The sequence below is a fragment of the Nostoc sp. MG11 genome, assembly GCF_014904695.1.
GTDB lineage: Bacteria > Cyanobacteriota > Cyanobacteriia > Cyanobacteriales > Nostocaceae > Komarekiella.
Map to the genome: position 1 here is coordinate 175,237 of NZ_JACXXN010000008.1, position 18,489 is coordinate 193,725.

Genomic DNA, 18,489 nt, shown 5'->3' on the forward strand with positions numbered 1-18,489 from the left:
GTAGACTGTGCGCTTCCAATCCTTAAAATCTTAGGGAAGCAAAAGTGTGATTGCGTCTTTCCAAGGAAATATGGCTGTTATGTCTTTAAAGTTACTTTTTTAGATTTACGTATATCTATCTCAAAATAAACGTGCAGGCTTGTTTTGTAACTGAGAAGCAATTAATTTTACTCGCTCAACCACAGTAATCATGTACCGATAATCTGGGACTTTACCATTAGGTATATATCCTATTTCTTCAGCCAGAACTGAGGGAAACTCGCTCATAACTTGGCGGATGTACTCTTGGCGGTTGCGTTCGATATTAGGCCCAATCAAAACCACACCAGATGGAACATAGTGAGGGTCTGTATGGAGTGTGCGTAAATCAGTCTGGCGGCCTGCTTGATTAAATTCTGCGATCGAAACAGCCCCAGCAGTTGCCTTTCCTTGAGTTACAAATTCTAAAACTGTTTTGGGTGTGGGTGCAAACAGTACTTCAGCTAATGTCAAACCATAAAGATTATAAAGAGGTAGATAATATCCTGTTGCTGAACCTGGTTGACCTAAAGCAACTATTTGACTCTGTAATTGTTTTAAATCTTGAATCGGATTGTCTTTACGAACAACCAAGATTGAGCGTAAATTACTCACACCTAGTAAAGGAAAAAGCGGAACATATTGATATCGAGCGATCGCAATAGCCGCTAACCCTGGTGGTGCAAATACCAATGACCAAGCACGAGCCTGAAGACGCTCAATCGCATTATTTTCGTTGAAAACAGGCTCTAACTGAATGTATGCTTTTGTTTTTTCGCCTAAATAACGATTAAACTTAGCATATTGGTTAATAATCTCTTCGCTCCCACTATAGTTGATAACACCAATTGTTAACGTGCCCTCAAAGGTTGGTGTTGATTGGCATCCAGCTAATGTCAAACCTAACAGTTGTAAAAGAAATAAACGACGTGAAAATCGCAAAGGCATCACTAAATTATAGTTAAGTAAATAATTGTACTCTTAGGAATAACCTAAATCAGCTTAGCTAGTGCCTATATTGGTTATATTGCAAAAAAAAATTAATATTTGTTTAACTGTTAATTAGCTGTTTTCCTACAGATATAAATGATATTGCACAAGCTTAGATACCAGCTTTATTTGTAAAGTGGCATTACACAACAATATGTTAAAAAACTTAAAAAATAAACATTAAGTTTAATTTGCCAAAATAGTACTCTCTATAAAGATGCCACTAAATTTGACCCTGCTGTAGTCCTTCTTGAAAAAATCGCTGGGAACTGGTTAAAGCATTGACCGTCTAAAGTGAAGGTAAAAGTTAAGAGCTAGAGTAATGGATTACTAATTTCAAACTCTCACGCTTCTAGTGAAAAGCTTTCCCTGCTCCCGTATGCTTACCCTTTTCATTCGGGGGTTACGTGGTTAACAATGGGTTGGATGTTTTTCAAATGATTCAACCTTATGCCTAGAACTCCTAATGAATATGCTGTACACCTCCTACTGGAAAGCGGTCACAGGGAAGAAGTACGTTTTTCGACTATTCAAGAATTTCAGAAGTGGTATAGTAGCGAACTTGTGCCAAAGTCTGCTTCTCATGATTTTATCAGCGTGCCGATCAAGAATATTCAAGGGGAGTATATGGTAGTACGCCCATCTCGGATTGTGGCAATCCGAGTAGAACCCGTTTTTAGTTCTAGTGTTGAAAGATTCAACTAAATGATGAGAAAAACCCTTGCTTTGCTTTCCCTGATGGGAATTGCCCTTGTAAATCCACTCTGGTCAGCTGTTGCTCAGGTTCCTAACTTACTACCTTTGCCAGTACCGACTACTCCTGAGATCCTGCTACCGCCAGTCCAAACAAATCCGCAAATACCGCCACTAGAACCAGTCGCTCTGGGAAGTTGTGCGCCCCGGTACGCTTGTTTGGGATGGGATGAGCAAATTTTGGGTCAAAGAGGTAAAGCAGGCGATCGCAAAGCGCTATTGGCTTCAATTGACAACAGTTTGCGTTATTTGGCAAAAAAAGAGGCGATCGCAGCGTATCAAAATTATCCCATTCATGAGATTACCCTTGATCGCGTTCGTCGGAGTTTGCTGCGTTTTCGCCAACTAGTTGTTAGTTCTAAGTCAACAGCGCAACTACAAGCCGCTGTCCGTCGAGAGTTTGTCTTTTACAAATCCGTGGGCAACGATGGCAAGGGTACTGTTAAATTCACTGCTTATTATGAGCCTGTTTATACTGCTAGTCGAGTCAAAACCTCAGTATACAAGTATCCTCTTTATCGACTACCATCAGACTTCAATCAATGGGCTAAACCCCATCCCAAACGCATTGATTTGGAAGGAAAGGATGGTTTGCTAGGAAATAAAAGCCAATTGCGTGGTTTAGAAATGCTTTGGTTTCGCGATCGCCTTGATGCATACATGGTACACATCCAAGGTTCTGCTCAAATTAAGTTAACTAATGGTACAAAAACATCAATTGGTTATGCAGGTGGAACAGATTACCCCTGGACTAGTATCGGCAAAGAACTGGCAAAAGATGGCAAACTTCCTCTGGAAGGAATGACGCTACCACGCATGATCAGTTACTTCCAAAGACAGCCGCAGGAGTTGAATAATTATCTGCCACGCTGGGAACGGTTTGTCTTTTTCCAAGAAACAGCCGGCAGACCAGCTACGGGCAGTATCCATGTACCAGTGACAGCAGAGCGTTCTATTGCTACAGATAAGTCTCTCATGCCTCCGGGAGCACTAGCGCTGATTTACAACTCATTTCCCTATCCTACCAGGGTTGGCAAACTAGAGCGTCGTGCTGTGAGCCGTTTTGTACTCGATCAAGATACAGGAAGCGCTATCAAAGGGCCAGGACGGGTAGATTACTTTATGGGATCTGGTAAACTAGCAGGCGATCGCGCTGGTGTTACAGGCGGTAATGGTTCACTATATTATTTGCTGTTGAGGGAATAGGGCATTGGGCATGGGAAAGGGGGAATGGGGAAACGGAAAAACCATCCCCTTACCCTTTAACCTTTAACCTTTTCCCCCTCTTAAAAGTTCCCAGTCCCCAGTCCCTAATACGGCGGATAAGCAAAATCATCTTCATCAGCATAAACGTAAGAATTGGAAACCCCAGCCATTGCCATCTTGGGTGTTTCTAGTTTTACAGTTTCCTTACCAAAATCTTTGTGTTCTTCAAAAGTCTTGCAAATCATTGCAGACTCAAGCGAATCTGAAGCAATCAGATATTGTGTTAACGTCCCAACTGTGGGATGTTTGTAATCTACAGTTGAAGCAACTAGAACCGTATTTGGTTCAATGCCTCTTTCTTCACACTCAATTATGGGGGAAAAAATCCCGTGAGCGTGGAATAGGGGGCCTTTTGGCGTTAAAGGTTGCTTGCGGTATACAGCATAAGCCTTTTCTAGTTCAGCGACGAACCCACTGACTACTTTGCCTTGTTGAAATTCGCAGTAGGTTTTGCTGAAACTCGCTCCAGCTGCGCCATTAAGAGTTAATTGTAGTGGTGATTCATGTAAAAACTTTTTATTTTCACCCACTAAAAAAATTAGATAGCGAGTAAAGGTTTTAAATTTAAGTTTATCTGCTAGAAAAGCATCATAATTCTCTTTGAGCGTACCTAGTTTTAAGCCAGTTTCGCGGTCTTTGACGGACAATGGCCCCCGACGCACTATGACTAATTGGGGAGTGCTAGTAATAAAGACAGTTTCGACTCCAGAGCTAAATTCATGCTCCACCTGCTGCCAATTGTCATCTGGTTGAAAGCCAACAGCCTGGGCATTATCTAGCTTAATTGCCAAACCGTGAGGCTGAATGCCATCTGTGCCATATCGAGGATTAATCATCTGACACCAGGGGATGACTTGAGAAGGCGGTGCATTAAATTTTTCGTCTTCAAAGTCGAAATTAGCAGATGCTTTCATCGTTTTAGGCTATACAAGGAGTGTTTTGTTGATACAAGTTTATCGGCAGAGCGCTGATGCTGGGGAGCCACCATCAAAACTTTGGCAGTTTCCTATTGTAGCAAGTGGCGTCAAACTGGTGTAGTAGTTTTTCCAGAGTAAGTCAGAATTAATCTTTGTTGCAATCCCTGTTTCGTTTTTTAACAACAGATGTATTTTCCTTGGTGTCTTAGTGGTGAAAAATTTGACTTTTGAAACCCAAAGGCACTAAGACACTAAGGTGAAAAGCCCGCAATTGGGCAAAATTTTTTAAGATTTTTTCCTACTTTGAAAGGGCTAGTCCTAATAGCAGACAAGTTTCTGGGTTATGAATTTACAGTACAGTCTGACTCTTGATGCCAAATCTGATAAAACTCTAGATAAGTCATGTTTTCTGCACAGTGCCAGAGAAGTTTGTAAGACTCGCGGAATTTTTCTAACTCTTGTTCGCAGACTTGTTCAGAAAAACAATTCTTTAAAGATGCAATCACTTCTGGCAATTGTTCATCTACAAGGATTTCTTTTAAGTTATCTGCGGTGCGTTTACGAATTAATTCACTTTGGGCTGATTTCATCAATTTTAATAAGGTAGTAAATGCCACTTGATTCCCTGGAACAAGCTTTGCCAATTTGTAAGCCCTGCGTCTTTGGGTATCATCATTTGCCGCTGAGGCGATACCTCGGAGTAAAGAGGAGAGCAGAAGAGGAGGGGAGGATTGGGAGAGGGGAGGAAGGGGAGAGGGGGATTTTATTGGTTGGGGAATATTGCGGAGTGCTGCTAGATTTTCTGTAGCTTGTCGTTGTTGGCATGCATCGGCTGCTGATGCGGCAATTTTTTGTAGTGTGGAAATAGCTAATGTATTGCCGGAATCAATTTTACCTAAACTATAAGCAGCTTTGCGACGAGTTGATTCATTATTGGTGGAGTCGATAATTTGAATTAAAGCCGCGATCGCAACTTGATTACCCGGATCAACTCTTCCTAGATTATATGCCGCCTGCCAACGAATAGATTCATGGCGGATTGTTGTGATCAGTTTAACTAATGCTGCGATTGCAATTTGATTACCCGGATCAAAAATTTTTCCTAAGCTATAAGCTGCATTCCAACTATCGAATTCATTATTGGTGGATGTGATAAATTGCTCTAAAGCTGCGATCGCTTTTAGGCGATCGGTTTTCAGTAATGCTACCCGCGCACCCTCAATAATTGGCGGTGGATATCTCCACCACTTTTGTTTTTTTGGATTGAAATATCCAAAACGCCACTCGATTAATTGCCTGACTATTGCATCAGCTTTTTGGCAATCTGTAAATTCGGCAATTCCTTGGGCTGCCAAAAAATAAGCTTGATAGCGATAGTACCCCCCGCATTTGTCGGGAAACTCGATTAATGAGCAGATAAATTCTTCCTTGTCTTCCTGTGGTATGTCTTCCCTACCTAACCACAGTAAAATTACCTCCCGCCACTGCGCCTCAAAGATGCGGTAACTGGAAATAGAGTCCCCAGTTTCTAATGTGTGATTTAAGAAAAAGTGCCAATCAGTAACAGCTTGTGCAGCAAAGTATTCTTGAAAGGTGGGATGGTAAAAGGCATAAACTTTTTCACCTGGAGTTTCTGAAATACCAACCTGATTCAACCAACCTAACTGTAGTGCTAATTGAAATAGACCATCATCAGGAGCGCCTAAAACTTGACAGACAAAGCGGTGTCTGAGGCGAAACTTAGTTTTTTCTTGAGCAATAGCTAACAGCGCCAGTTCGCCCAGCGCTTGATTTAACTGTTGTCGTTGGGCTGAAGTCGTAGGAAAACGATCCTGCTTCCATTCATAAATTGCTTCAACAAACTGCTCATACAACATTGCTTTAGTGTTGGGTAATCCTCCTTGCCACAATCCCCAAGTGCGACATAATAGCGCTAACCGCAAGGGATTTTTCACCGCATCCTTAATCCGTCGTCGTTCTGGTTGGTTTAACTCTACCCGCAGACTTTCTCCTAAAACGGGATTCTCTTGAAACCATCGCTGAATGAATTGCCCTACTTGGTCGGAGAGGAGGGTAGGGGGAGCAGGGGAAGCAGGGGAAGCAGGGGGAGCAGGGGGAGCAGGGGAAGCAGGGTGAGCAGGGGGGGTGATTGAGAAATTACTTTGGTCGCTCTTTGGGATGGACTGCAATAGGTGTTCGTTGCTGTAAGTAAAATTGAGGTTGCAATAGGTGTGAAAAGACTCCAAAGCATTTTTGCCTGCATCCCAAACGTTTAGCCGACAAGTTAGTACTACTGTGGCATCTGCTATCCAGCCTGTGAGGAAACTGGCAATTTTTGCTAGGGCATGACTAGATTCAATTGCCATTTCATCCACTGCATCTAGAAGTAGCCAAACCCGTCTTTGGTTGAACTGTTCACAAAACGCATTCTCTATTTCTGGCAGTACGCGCAGCTTGCGAGTAGCTGAGGGTAGCCAATCTTGAATGAGGTACTGCTCTAAAGTTTTACCCTGCAAATCTGCTAAAGAAATCCAGATGGGCAAATCTGCGGTGTTATTTAACACCCATGCGGCAATTTTCTGAAGCAAAGTAGTCTTTCCCGCTCCCGGTTCTCCAACAATAGCGATGCGCTGGATTTGTCTTTGCTGTAGCACCTGTTGGATAAATTCATTATGGTCAAAAACCTGGGTTACTTCAGTGTCTTCTGGTTCGTATAACCGCGAACCCTCTTGAGGAGTCACATCACCGCGATGGCGAAGACGCTGTTTTCGTTGTACTAATCCCAAGGGTACATAAACTTGATCCAGCTCAAAGGTGACACCATCAGCACTAGTAAGGGGATTGGTGGTTAGTCGTCCGTGATTTTGCGCTTCTAGATTGAGGCGACATAGTTCTTGCCAGTTGGGGAGAGTTGGAGATGAGGGGGACAAGGGAGAAAATTCTACGTTGTCTCCCCCTGCTCCGGTTGTTGAGCGTAGTCGAAACACTGCTCCCTGCTTCGACTTCTCCGGGCGACGGCGTTCCCACTCTAGGTCAAATTGCCGCAAGTTGGCTGCTATGTCTAGGCGTTTGTGCCATAGTTTTAGGGTGAAATGCCAAGTTTCCGAACCACCGCGAGATGGGCGATTGTCTTCGAGAATTTCGAGGAAATCTGCAAATCGCTTCAGGGCTTCTTTGATTTGCTCGGTGTTTAATTGACTCTCGCCTGGTGTCAAATCTATCAACGCCTGGATATATCTAACTTTCGTCCTGACAACTAGCTGATTTTCGCTTTGCCAACGCGTTTGAATTTGGGGACGCAGGATATCCAAAGCTGCTTCATCAGCACAGTCTATTTCGTCATTAGCATAAACTAACAGCGTCTCTAACAAGCGCCGCGATCGCTTTTTTGCTTCTGGGCCATAACTCGGTCTTGCCATCGCTGTGATTACAGGACTGAACAAAGTTCGGGGATTCCCCTAAGTTTAACAACTTCCCTTGGCTTCTAAGCCAGATTTTACAAGCTTTTCCGGTTGCAATTACTCTGCTAGCTGAGGGGAAATTCCCCAAGTTACTCTGTATTTATAGATAAGCAAACTAAAGCATACAAATTAGAATCTCAACCGATAGATAAGTACAGAACTTACGCACTCAGATCCCCCAACCCCCTTAGAAAGGGGGCTTTAGACGTTCCCCCCCTTTTTAAGGGGAGCCAGCGCGGTCTTCTGCCTTCGCGTAGCGTCTCCAAGAGTTGGGGAGACGCAATCATGCGATGGGGTCTCCCCAAGTGGAGCGACTGGCGTGGGTTAGGGGGGGATCAGGGTTTCAGGCTTCAGTGCGTAAGTCCTAAAGTAAACAACTAAAAATTTAGATATAAATTAGCCCAGATGTTGAAACTAACTTACACAGAGAATAGCTTTAGCCTAGAGATGCTCAACGAATCTTTAGAAGATTGGGTGAATACAAGAGTAATCCTGGCTCTGCGATCGCATACAAAGATTTATATTGAACCAAGCACAGCTGCTTTTCTACTTCCAGGGAACTTGCCCCATCTGGCTGATGTAGCTCAAGAAAATATCGTAGAACTCTGCTCTTGTGATGCCGATTTGGTAGAAGTTATTCTTAAAGGTACTTGGCTGACATCTGATACAGATAATGAAGTAGGTATTTTTGTGACTGCACTGAGCAAATCTGCTGAGTTATTGCTCAACCAACTCTCACAAAGCGAGCAATTCTGCCACGCTTAAGTAGAGACGTTACATATAGAGACCGTAGATGTAACGTCTCTACAGGATTTCGGGTTTTATTTATGTACTTCATTTACCTGAAATCTGCTGTAAGAAATTTTCAGTCTTGCTGTTCGCGGGACTATGGTACAACTTCCGAACCCGATCTGTTAAATCGTCCTAGCTGGTTGTGCCGCCTTTCCCCGAACAGCACCCTCTTCAAAGTGCTGAGTTATCGATATGGTTACTAACTATACCAACCGTGTAGAACAGGTAACGCGGGAAGATTTGGTGATGTTCATCAATGCCTGCCTCGCCTGCACAGGACAGCGTGAATTTTATGATGATGCTTATGGTCAGCGGGTATCAATTGACTTCTTACATGATTACATTCTGGGTAATTACCGCTTGCTGTATGCTCGTTCTTTAGCAGCGGGTATCAACCATTTCAACCAAGCACAAATTATTCTCAAGCTACTAGCGACGGGACGGGACACGCTCCCAGAAAATCGCCAAGAAGAAGGTGCATTGATTGCCCATGCACTCAACACTTTGCCACCGCAACGAGCTTGGGGAGTTTTGCAACAGTTGCGTCAACGAAAAATTAACAATCGTCGTAGCAGAGCGATCGCCCGCGATTATTTAAGTATGCGGAATGATATGAGTTTCCATGCTGTGAAGTATCGCGCTAAAGTGCGGGCGATCGCAACCCATGCCCACCTCAAACTTCACGGCGAATTAAGTACTTTTCTCTTCCGCAACTGGAAACAAAATATCTACTCAACTGAATTATTCGAGCAGTTTCGCCAAGCGCATTACAGCGCCGAAGCGATTTATCAGCTTCCTTTCACCATTGCAGAAGGATTTGCTGTTAAACACAAAGTTCCCCGTGATATCTTTTTGTCCCGCATTCAACAGCAAATGACTTTGGGCGAAAAGTTGCGTTTCCAAGGTGCAGCAGAACGTACCGAGATTGAAATTGACTTAAATTTAGGTCGTCTTCCCTTGACTAAATTGGCATTGTATATCTTGTCATTGCCATTGGAAACTAGACAACAGCAATGGGATACTTTAAACCAAGCCTTGGAGCGATCAGCGCGATCAACGTTAAAAAAAGCACCTTTAAAGTTAGGAAGAGTCGCGGCTGTCTTAGATTGCAGCTACTCCAGTTTTGGATCTGGTGAAAAGCGCCGTCGTCCTTTGGGTGTGGCTTTAGCTACTCACTATTTATTGCAAGCTGCATCAAAAGAATACCGAGCTTTTTGGACAGTACCCGTGGAAGATGCGCTGCAAGTGCGTCCCCGTGGACAAACTGACTTGGCGACACCACTGTTAGCCGCTTTAGGATCTGGTGCGGAGTTGGTAGTAATTGTATCTGACGGTTGCGATAATTCTCCACCCAACGGTGCAGCAGAAGTGTTGCGAATATACCGCACCAAGTTAGATCCGATGCGGCGAACTTCAATTGTTCACTGCAATCCTGTCTATAATTCTGAAGATTTTTCGCTGCGTAATCTTAGCTCTACTATCCCCACTGTAGGACTGAGAGACGCGGAAGATTTACCAACAATGCTAGGCTTTGCCCGTTTTGCTGAAGGTTCTGCTCCTTTGTCGGAATTAGAAGCATATTTGGCGGAACGAGTACAGCAGATGTTAGGGGGAGATGGTGAGCAGGGGGAGCAAGGGGGTTTCAAATATGACGGCTGAACCTCTGAGCATGACGGCTGAACCTCTGAGCATGGCGGCTGAACCTTTGAGCATGACGGTTGAACCTCTGAACATAACGGCTGAACCTCTGAGCATGACGGTTGAACCTTTGAGCATGACGGTTGAACCTTTGAGCATGACGGTTGAACCTCTGAGCATGACGGTTGAACCTCTGAGCATGACGGCTGAACCTCTGAACATGGCGGTTGAACCTCTGAGCCTAAAACTTATATTTTGACTATTAAATATGGCACTCAAAAGCAAATTATTAACAGACATATCCCTGAAAGGATTAGATATTGCACCTTCCCAAGTCCGGGGAGCAGTCCGTATTGTGCCACTACTGCGGCGTCAAGTGCATGGTGACTTGCGTTTGCTGCATCGTTCTTACAACGAAGATATTACAGTTGTTTCCCTAGAAGGTGAGATTACAAAGCCAGGTATGAAGTACTTTTCCTATGTACCTCACGGGCTGGTAATGTCTTGGAGTGATGATGGTAGCCCAGTTGCAAGTTTTGGCGGACAGATAGTTAAGCCTGATGGTAAGCGTTTGGACTGCGGTTGTGCAAGTGTGCGGTTGATGCATCGCATGGCTAAGCGAGAATCAGCTAATCAACTCAGGTTTTTGCCACTACACTTGGCAATGGAAGGTTTTTTGTCGCTGTTTTTCTCTGGCCCCGATATTGCTTGGAATGAGTATTCTCGGTACGCCCTATCTCACGGACTGGGTTCGCGCTATGAAACTGCTGTTAGTGGGCGTTATATTGCGGGATTAGAAGATGCTTTGCGGGTGTTTGAAATTCATAGTAGACAAGTTGGAGTATTAGTATTTGTTGCTGAAGCTTTAGCCTCTGCTTTTGTGGTTCCTACGCCAGAGGATTATCGGGCTTTGCACACCAGCTTGCTAGAGGATTTCTACAGTGACTTGATTTACCAGTACGGCTTGCTTTACGATACGACCTTGCCAATGGATGTATCTGTAGATGAGTCTAAGATTAATAGTTTGGCAGATTTGAGGGGAGCGATCGCCAAAATGCGATCGGATTGGGCATCATTTCAGGGGTTCATGGCTGAAGGACTACTGCAACGCCAACTGCATTCCCAGAGAGTTTATACAGCGGGGCCCTTTGTTCTGCAACGGTTTATGACTAACCTGCAACTCAAGCACGAAAATTATATCGGGGAAGCGATCGCGCGGGAAAATGGAGAAATAGAGTACCTCAAAATCTATCGTCTCTCAGAAGCCCAGACTCGCCGTGCTTATTTACTCAGCAAGCTAGCTCACTATAACTGGAATCTAGATGCGACTGCCAAAGCACTCTCCCATACCCGCGAAGAGTTTGTGTGTCGTATGGAAGCAGCCGGCTTTGGCTATTTGCTAAATCAACAAGTACGCGACGCCGCACGCAAAAAAGCTAAAAAGTCTTGACTCGAAATGAGGTCAATTTTATGAAAATTAAACCACAGATGAACACTGATAAACACAGCGAAAAGTATGAGCGTTGGCTTCCGGCAAACATAACTTTTCAAGACAGATAATTTATCGGTTTTCATCTGTGGTTATAGTAAAAAACTAGGATTTTTGCAAAATGTCTAAGAAGTTGTTTGAAAAGTGGTCGGCTGTGATACTAGGCACTTATTAATCCCCCCTAGCCCACGCCAATCGCTCCACTTGGGGAGACCCCATCGCATGATTGCGTCTCCCCAACTCTTGGAGACGCTACTTCGCGTTGGGAGAAGACCGCGCTGGCTCCCCTAAAAAAGGCTACGGTGTACACACAAGTCTTTGAGAGTTGCCCCACAGGCTTTTGATCCCCCCAACCCCCCTTCAAAAGGGGGGCAAAAACCTCTCAAAGTCCCCCTTAAAAAGGGAAATTTAGGAGGATTTACAACGATTTTGGTTTTGTACAGAGATGTGTGTACACCGTAGCCTAAAAAAGGGGGGAAACGGAATCAGGACTTACGCACTCAGATCCCCCAACCCCCTTAAAAAGGGTGCTTTAGAAGTTCCCCCCTTTTTAAGGGGGGCTAGGGGGGATCTAGGCTTCAGTGCGTAAGTCCTAGGAATCAAAGTCCCCCTTTTTAAGGGGGGAAACGGAATCAAAGTCCCCCTTAAAAAGGGGGATTTAGGGGGATCTAAAAGTATTTGATACATCACCAAGGACTTTTCAAACATCCTCTAATGACGAATGACAAATGACAAATTCTACCGATACAACCAAACCCGCAATAATGAAAGCAGTTGCTCGGTATCCACAGGTTTGGTAATGTAATCAGAGGCTCCAGCTTCGATGCACTTTTCGCGATCGCCTGGCATAGCTTTGGCTGTTAAAGCAATAATTGGCAGTGAGCGGAACTTTTGTTGCTGGCGGATGGCGCGAGTTGTTTCGTAACCATCCACTTCTGGCATCATCACATCCATTAAAACTATACTAATGTCGGGATTAGCTTGCAGCATCTCAATGCCATCTCTGCCATTTTCAGCAAATAGCACTTGCATTTGATAACTTTCTAAGAAACTAGTAAGAGCAAAAATATTACGCAGATCATCATCCACAATCAGAATTTTCCGATTAGCTAGAACTGGATCGGTCTGGCGCAGTTGCTCTAATATTTGACGTTTAGGCGGTGGTAAATTTGCTTGTACTCGATGCAAGAATAGGGCAGTTTCATCTAATAATCGTTCTGGCGATCGCACATTCTTAATGATAATTGTCTCTGCCAGTCCCCTGAGTTGACTTTCTTCTTGCCGATTTAGTTCTTTGCCAGTGTAAATAATAATTGGCAGTTTCAAAAGGCTCGATTCTTGCTTAATCTGCTCAATTAGTTCAAACCCGCTCATATCGGGCAAACCTAAATCTAGGACGATACAATCAAAGCGATTTGATCGCAAAATTGAGAGTGCTTCTGCTCCTGTACCCACTGCTGTACTGTGGACATCGCTATTACCGATGAGTTCGATAATACTTTGGGCTTGTACGGGGTCATCTTCGATTACTAAAAGATTTTTTACCTTACGCTCAATAAAGCCTTTAATTTCAGTTAAGATTTGAGTTAAATCTTCTGGAGAAACGGGTTTTTGCAGGTAGGTAATCGCTCCTAGCTGTAACCCCCGTTGCTGTCTATCATCGCCAGAAAGGATGTGTACTGGTATGTGCCTGGTATCTGGATCGCGTTTTAAACGATCTAGTAGTGACCAACCGTCCATCTCTGGCATGTGAATATCTAGCGTAATCGCATCGGGCTTAAATTGTTGAGCTAGCATTAAGCCTTGTTTACTATTTAAAGCAACAAGCACTTTAAAGCCCTGTTCACGTGCCATTTCTAGTAAGATGCGGGCAAATTTATCGTCATCCTCGATTACGAGTAAAATGCGATCGCCACTTTGAATTGTATCTCGATCATCTGCGACTTCATTAGGCAAATTGGGGAGTTGCTTCACTGATAGAGATGAGTCTGAGGATAGGCTTGCTGTATTTGAGATTTCGGAGATTGTAGGCTGATGTACAGAAGTCTGAGGCTTAGCTTCCTGTATTTTGGATTTCGGAGGTAGTAAGGACAGAACTTCCTCTCTTTTCCATTGTTCCTGAGTAGCTCTTTCTCCACTTTCTGAATAAGTCTGCGGTAGGTAAAGAGTAAATGTGCTTCCCTCTCCTGGCTGGCTAACTAGTTCAATTCTCCCCCCCAAGAGCTGAGCAAGCTCCCGGCTAATCGACAAACCTAAGCCAGTTCCCCCAAACTTGCGGCTAGTTGTGCCGTCTGCTTGCTGAAATGCCTCAAAAATGATCTTCTGCTTCTCGATTGGAATACCAATACCCGTATCGCTGACCGCAAAAGTAATCATCGGACTGCTGTGTCTGCTACCATCGAGTTGTGCAGCCTCCGCAGCCATGCTAATTTGTAACTTCACGCCTCCCTGTTCAGTGAATTTCAAAGCGTTAGACAGCAGGTTTTTCAGCACTTGTTGCAGGCGTTTAGGGTCGTTAGAGATTGCTTCTGGTAAATTATCGTCTAATTCAATAGCAAAACTAAGTCCTTTATGCTGAGCAACTTGACGGAAAGTCTGCTCTAAAGAACTCTGTAAATCTGTCAAGTGTATTCGTGAAATCTCTACCGATAGAGTGCCTGACTCGATTTTTGCCAAATCTAAAATATCATTAATCAATTCCAGCAGATCCGTGCCAGCGGAGTAGATTGTCCGACTATATTCCACCTGCTTATCTGATAAATTGCCCCCAGAGTTATCTGACAAAAGTCGTGCTAAAATCAGCAAGCTATTAAGCGGTGTCCGTAACTCGTGAGACATATTCGCTAGAAATTCTGATTTATATTTAGAAGACAATGCTAGTTGCTCGGCTTTATCTTCCAAAGACTTTCTTGACTGTTCAACTTCCTGATTCTTGCGAGCAACTTCTCGGTTTTGCACCTCTAACAATTCTGCCTTTTCTTCTAGCTCCTCATTCAACTGCTGTAATTCTTCGTTAGATTGCTTCAGAAGAAATCTTGATTCTTCTAAATCCTGTGCCTGTTCTTCTAAGCGTTGATTGCTTTGCTGTAGTTCTTCTTGCTGGGTTTGCAATTCTTGTGTTAAAGTCACTGACTCTTGAAGTAATTGCTGAGTTTGCTGGTTGGCAGCGATATTATTCAAAAATACACCCAGAATTTCAATCAATTGCTCCAAGAATATCAAATGTAACTCACTAAAAGGCTGAAAAGATGCAAGTTCAATAACAGCCTTAACTTGCGTCTCAAACAGTATAGGTAACACAATAACATTGAGCGGTAAAGCTTCTCCCAACCCAGAACTGATGCGAATATAATCACTAGGAACTTGAGTTAGGAGAATTCTTTGTTTTTCTAGGGCGCACTGTCCTACCAGTCCTTCACCCAAGCGAAACTCGTTTGCTAGGTGTTTGCGTTCTTTGTAAGCATAGCTACTCAATAACTTCAGCACAGGCTGATTATCTACCGAGTCCATTATGTAAAAAACGCCCTGTGGTGCTTCAACCAGTGGTGCAAGATTCGACAATATCAAGCGAGACACACTTTCTAAATTTCGCTGGCCCTGAAGCATTTGGGTAAATTCAGCCAAATTAGATTTGAGCCACCTTTGCTCCTCATTTTTTTTAGTTGTGTTTTGCAGATTAATAATCATCTGGTTGAAAATTCGCGTTAATACGCCAATTTCATCCTGGCGATCGCTGTTTGGTAAACTTACCGATAAATCCCCATCTGCAATATTTTCCGCCAAATCAGAAACTTGTTTCAGCGGTTTTGAGATATGCCGACTTAGTAAGAAACCTATCAAAGCTAAGATTAAAAAAGATAAGGGAATACCATAGACAATGCTGGCGAGAGTTTGCTGGATAGCTGCTTGTGCTTTTTCAGAACGCTGCTTCAGCAGTACATTTTCCTCATTTTCCATCGCCTGCAACAGTTTCCGAATCTCATCCATCAACTGCTTGCCACTATCTGTCAGAATAGCTTTCTGAGCAGGTTCCAAGCCTTGGATTTGCCGTAACTCAATCACATTTTTCATTACAGCCATCCTCTGGTTTATCAATGGCTGTAATCTATAAAGCCGATTTTGTTGATTAGGATTATCTTCTGTTAATTTCTGAAGCTCTTTAATTTGTTGATTCAATCTTTCCATAGCAGCGCTGTAAGGTTGCAGATAGCGCTGTTCGCCAGTAATGATGTAACCGCGTTGTCCAGTTTCAGCATTTATTAGCTGAGAACTGAGCTGATTTAATTGATTTAAAACCTGGTAGGTATGTTTTTCCCGGCGCGAAGATTCAATTAGTTCACTAGTGCTTTGGTAAGAGATTAGACCAATTGTGGTCAGAATTGCCAGACTCAAGGCAAAACCTACTCCAATTTTGGTTCCAATCTTCAAACTGTTTAACATTATCTAAGGTAATTATTTACGCCATCTCTTTATAGTATTTCTTAGATTGCCAACTTCTTAGAGAAGTCGGCAATCTAAGAAGTCGGAAAGTATAAGCCAGCGGAAACTCCGCAAATCTACTATCAACCTACCCGAAGAATAAAAAAATAATTATAACAAACTACTAGGATTAAAAAGGTTTTAAGTCTGAATAAATTATTATAAGTACTAGTTACCAATAGTTATTAGTTGAAGATAAAAGATAAACGGTAGAGGGAAAAGAAAAAACCTTTAACCCTGTTACCTTAAAATTTTATGAGTAAGTTTTGTTATTAAGAACCTGATAATCGCTTCTATTTGCATTAACTACGGGTTGGCTATAGATGCGAAAATGTTGAACTCTATGACTCTCTAAAATGGTTTTTGCAGCTGCTATGTGAATATCAGTACCATTGAGCAACACTAGATAATCACCCTTGGTTACTTGATTTTTATAGTATTTGACTGAATCATCAGGAATTTGTAATCCAACAAAGTTATCTTTGGCACTGCTGATATATACTTCAGCAAGTCCAACTAGAGTGCTGGTATCTTTAGCAATCACTGTTATGTGACTCATCGGAAAGCCGACTGTCCTCAGTTCAGTAAGTGCTTTTTCGACGTCTTGTCTCGTAGAAAAAGCACCAATTCCGTACTTGTATCGACTACTTGGGGGTAAAACCATATTATAAACGTCCCATTTTTGAATGCCACGATAATGGAACATATTTCTGGCGATACGAATCTCTGTTTCTGTAGCTGTTACTATCACTAAATAGTAACCTTTGGACACTAGGTCGCTGTAAGCCTGGGCTTGGGCTTCAGGAATCCCTAAACCTAGTAGCGCACCAGTTAAACTACCTGCGGTTGCACCGATCGCACCACCAGCTAAAGCCGTAGCGATCGCTGTTGCTTCGGCTCCAGCTAGCATGATTGGCCCTATTCCTGGAATTGCCAAAAGGCCTAAACCAAGTAATAAACCAGTCAGACCACCTAATGCACCCCCCGTAATTGCTCCAGCAGCAGCACCCTCATCTGCTATATTGCCAGTATTTTCTTTTACTTCAATACCAGCAATATCACTCTGCTTTTGTGCGTTTCGCGCAATTACAGAAACCTTATGCATTGGAAAATTAGCAGCTTTTAGTTCCCGAAGTGCTAGTTCTGTATCTGAACGTTTAGCAAAAACGCCAACAGATCTTCGCTCTTTTTCTAATGTCATTTTATCTGTTTCTGGCGACTAGCAATGTTTTACAATGATATTAGCTGAAGCTGATAGAATTACACAGCTCTACGAGTCACTAAACCCCAAAGGAAGATCAATAGCATTGCACCAAGAACAGCAAATAAAATACTTCCGAGTGATAAAGCGCCTACGGATGCTGCTGCTGCTGAACCACTTCCTAACAATAGTTGTCCTAGATAACCCCCAACTACCGCTCCGAGAATTCCCAATACAATAGTGGACAAAATACCGCCACCTTGTTGTCCTGGATAAAAGAATTTAGCTAACGCGCCTGCAATTAACCCTAAAACCAACCAAGCGATTATGTTACCCATAACAAATGTCTCCTATTTTTTACGAAAATGCGGTTTTGCTCGCTTTTGACTATTTCATCTTAAAATTAAGTTACAAAATTCATGATCTATCTAGCGAACTAATATCAAAAATCTTTAGATATTATTTGAATCCCTATCAGGTCATCTCTAAGATCGACTTTATGCAAATCCCAGAACGTAACCCTTGAAATCTGGCAGAAACTCTGGTTTTGTAGCAAAAACTTTCCACTACGAGATTAATTTGGATCAAATCTGAAGAGACACAACTTAACTTCCAGAAAGGTCTTAGAGGATGCGATCGCCTACGCCTAGCTAAAGATGGCAACACCTAATTAATGATATTGCGATCGCATATTTAATATTTATCTGTATAGCATCTAAATTTATTACTTAGATAAAAAATTAGTTAGTAAATGAGTTTATTTACACTATCAAGCTGATAGCTCATTACTCTAATTTCACAGAAATAGTCTTTTACAAAGTTAATTTACTATATTCTCACCAATTATAAACTTAGATTTTATTTATTATCAACGTTAATAATTAAAGCCTATACTATGTAATTTTTTCTTTAGATATACACTAAAAGATTCAACTAATCTGTATATTATTTAACGACTTCTGGCAATAGTAGGTAATTTATCAGTATATTATTTTTACAGAGTCTACCTGTGGGCATAAAGGTATTCATCAAAAGATATAGCTATGGAACCATTGGCTTATATCTTTTGGCTACTTTGTTAGATTCTCCAAGATGAATTAATATTTGAAAAAGCTATGTACAACGGACAAAAAACTTGTTAATAAAAATAACTCCAGATAGAAGATTTAAAAATTGCACAAATACTAATATATAAACATTGCATAGCTTACTAAGCAATACTAACCAAATAAATCAATAAACCTAGGAGTTAGAGATGAGTATTGAAGATAGAGCAAAAGCTGTTGCTAAAAATATTGAAGGCAAGGTACAAGAGATAGTAGGCGAAGTTACTGGCAACCCTAATGACAAAGCTGAAGGTCAAGCTAAGCAAGCTGAATCCCAAGTTCGCCATACTGTTGAAAATATCAAAGATGAAGTTAAAAAGTCTTTAGAATAGGCTAGATGGCTAGAGTTCAGATTCCCGACTTCTAATAAAAGTCGGGA

General features: G+C 42.4%; 13 protein-coding genes. 7 read left to right on the forward strand and 6 right to left on the reverse strand.

Translation table 11 applies throughout. The features are described from left to right. Positions 1-120: 120 nt before the first annotated feature. Positions 121-966: a phosphate/phosphite/phosphonate ABC transporter substrate-binding protein gene (locus HCR01_RS14635; protein ID WP_193196889.1), complete on the reverse strand. Its 846-nt coding sequence runs from the start codon at positions 964-966 to the stop codon at positions 121-123. A 492-nt stretch (positions 967-1,458) separates the two neighbouring features. On the opposite strand from HCR01_RS14635, the gene HCR01_RS14640 reads away from it, so the two are divergent. Both HCR01_RS14640 and HCR01_RS14645 read left to right on the forward strand, forming a co-directional pair. Beyond that, positions 1,459-1,713, forward strand: a complete 255-nt coding sequence (locus HCR01_RS14640) for a hypothetical protein (protein WP_191756918.1) — start codon at positions 1,459-1,461, stop codon at positions 1,711-1,713. 3 nt (positions 1,714-1,716) lie between these two features. Next, the gene (locus HCR01_RS14645; protein ID WP_193196991.1) at positions 1,717-2,967 is read left to right on the forward strand and encodes a murein transglycosylase A; all 1,251 of its coding nucleotides are present in this window, start codon (positions 1,717-1,719) and stop codon (positions 2,965-2,967) included. 104 nt (positions 2,968-3,071) lie between these two features. Here HCR01_RS14645 and HCR01_RS14650 read toward each other — a convergent pair whose 3' ends face one another. Both HCR01_RS14650 and HCR01_RS14655 read right to left on the reverse strand, forming a co-directional pair. Further along, on the reverse strand, positions 3,072-3,941 hold the full coding sequence (locus HCR01_RS14650; protein WP_193196890.1) for a DUF5895 domain-containing protein: 870 nt from the start codon (positions 3,939-3,941) through the stop codon (positions 3,072-3,074). 344 nt (positions 3,942-4,285) lie between these two features. Beyond that, a complete protein-coding gene (locus HCR01_RS14655) occupies positions 4,286-7,363 on the reverse strand; it encodes a HEAT repeat domain-containing protein (protein WP_193196891.1) in 3,078 nt (1,025 codons plus the stop codon). 447 nt (positions 7,364-7,810) lie between these two features. Between HCR01_RS14655 and HCR01_RS14660 the strand changes: the two genes are divergently transcribed. The 4 genes from HCR01_RS14660 (at position 7,811) to HCR01_RS14675 (ending at position 11,285) form a co-directional block, all read left to right on the forward strand. Further along, positions 7,811-8,170: an alr0857 family protein gene (locus HCR01_RS14660; RefSeq protein ID WP_193196892.1), complete on the forward strand. Its 360-nt coding sequence runs from the start codon at positions 7,811-7,813 to the stop codon at positions 8,168-8,170. Positions 8,171-8,389: 219 nt separating this feature from the next. Next, complete coding sequence (locus HCR01_RS14665) at positions 8,390-9,856, forward strand: hypothetical protein (protein WP_193196893.1); 1,467 nt, start codon at positions 8,390-8,392, stop codon at positions 9,854-9,856. Further along, entirely contained in the window at positions 9,846-10,094 is a 249-nt protein-coding gene (locus tag HCR01_RS14670) for a hypothetical protein (RefSeq protein ID WP_193196894.1), read from the forward strand. The genes HCR01_RS14665 and HCR01_RS14670 overlap by 11 nt, the downstream gene beginning before the upstream one ends. A gap of 9 nt (positions 10,095-10,103) precedes the next feature. Next, positions 10,104-11,285 carry an ARPP-2 domain-containing protein gene (locus HCR01_RS14675; protein ID WP_193196895.1) on the forward strand — a complete coding sequence of 394 codons (1,182 nt, stop codon included), beginning with the start codon at positions 10,104-10,106 and terminating at the stop codon, positions 11,283-11,285. A 777-nt stretch (positions 11,286-12,062) separates the two neighbouring features. On the opposite strand, the gene HCR01_RS14680 is transcribed toward HCR01_RS14675, so the two are convergent. From HCR01_RS14680 to HCR01_RS14690, 3 genes are all read right to left on the reverse strand, one after another. After that, complete coding sequence (locus tag HCR01_RS14680; protein WP_193196896.1) at positions 12,063-15,764, reverse strand: response regulator; 3,702 nt, start codon at positions 15,762-15,764, stop codon at positions 12,063-12,065. A 292-nt stretch (positions 15,765-16,056) separates the two neighbouring features. Further along, positions 16,057-17,004: a histidine kinase gene (locus HCR01_RS14685; RefSeq protein WP_193196897.1), complete on the reverse strand. Its 948-nt coding sequence runs from the start codon at positions 17,002-17,004 to the stop codon at positions 16,057-16,059. Positions 17,005-17,063: 59 nt separating this feature from the next. Continuing rightward, complete coding sequence (locus HCR01_RS14690) at positions 17,064-17,342, reverse strand: GlsB/YeaQ/YmgE family stress response membrane protein (RefSeq protein WP_193196898.1); 279 nt, start codon at positions 17,340-17,342, stop codon at positions 17,064-17,066. A gap of 917 nt (positions 17,343-18,259) precedes the next feature. Here HCR01_RS14690 and HCR01_RS14695 point away from each other — a divergent pair. Continuing rightward, a complete protein-coding gene (locus HCR01_RS14695; RefSeq protein ID WP_193196899.1) occupies positions 18,260-18,442 on the forward strand; it encodes a CsbD family protein in 183 nt (60 codons plus the stop codon). The last annotated feature ends 47 nt before the right edge of the window (positions 18,443-18,489 follow it).

What these genes read in the sequence shown, in the direction of transcription:
- HCR01_RS14685 (WP_193196897.1), bottom strand. Translation starts at nt 17,004, where the DNA reads ATGACATTAGAAAAAGAGCGAAGATCTGTTGGCGTTTTTGCTAAACGT.
- HCR01_RS14665 (WP_193196893.1), top strand. Translation starts at nt 8,390, where the DNA reads ATGGTTACTAACTATACCAACCGTGTAGAACAGGTAACGCGGGAAGAT.
- HCR01_RS14670 (WP_193196894.1), top strand. Translation starts at nt 9,846, where the DNA reads ATGACGGCTGAACCTCTGAGCATGACGGCTGAACCTCTGAGCATGGCG.
- HCR01_RS14645 (WP_193196991.1), top strand. Translation starts at nt 1,717, where the DNA reads ATGAGAAAAACCCTTGCTTTGCTTTCCCTGATGGGAATTGCCCTTGTA.
- HCR01_RS14655 (WP_193196891.1), bottom strand. Translation starts at nt 7,363, where the DNA reads ATGGCAAGACCGAGTTATGGCCCAGAAGCAAAAAAGCGATCGCGGCGC.
- HCR01_RS14650 (WP_193196890.1), bottom strand. Translation starts at nt 3,941, where the DNA reads ATGAAAGCATCTGCTAATTTCGACTTTGAAGACGAAAAATTTAATGCA.
- HCR01_RS14675 (WP_193196895.1), top strand. Translation starts at nt 10,104, where the DNA reads ATGGCACTCAAAAGCAAATTATTAACAGACATATCCCTGAAAGGATTA.
- HCR01_RS14680 (WP_193196896.1), bottom strand. Translation starts at nt 15,764, where the DNA reads ATGTTAAACAGTTTGAAGATTGGAACCAAAATTGGAGTAGGTTTTGCC.
- HCR01_RS14640 (WP_191756918.1), top strand. Translation starts at nt 1,459, where the DNA reads ATGCCTAGAACTCCTAATGAATATGCTGTACACCTCCTACTGGAAAGC.
- HCR01_RS14695 (WP_193196899.1), top strand. Translation starts at nt 18,260, where the DNA reads ATGAGTATTGAAGATAGAGCAAAAGCTGTTGCTAAAAATATTGAAGGC.
- HCR01_RS14635 (WP_193196889.1), bottom strand. Translation starts at nt 966, where the DNA reads ATGCCTTTGCGATTTTCACGTCGTTTATTTCTTTTACAACTGTTAGGT.
- HCR01_RS14660 (WP_193196892.1), top strand. Translation starts at nt 7,811, where the DNA reads ATGTTGAAACTAACTTACACAGAGAATAGCTTTAGCCTAGAGATGCTC.
- HCR01_RS14690 (WP_193196898.1), bottom strand. Translation starts at nt 17,342, where the DNA reads ATGGGTAACATAATCGCTTGGTTGGTTTTAGGGTTAATTGCAGGCGCG.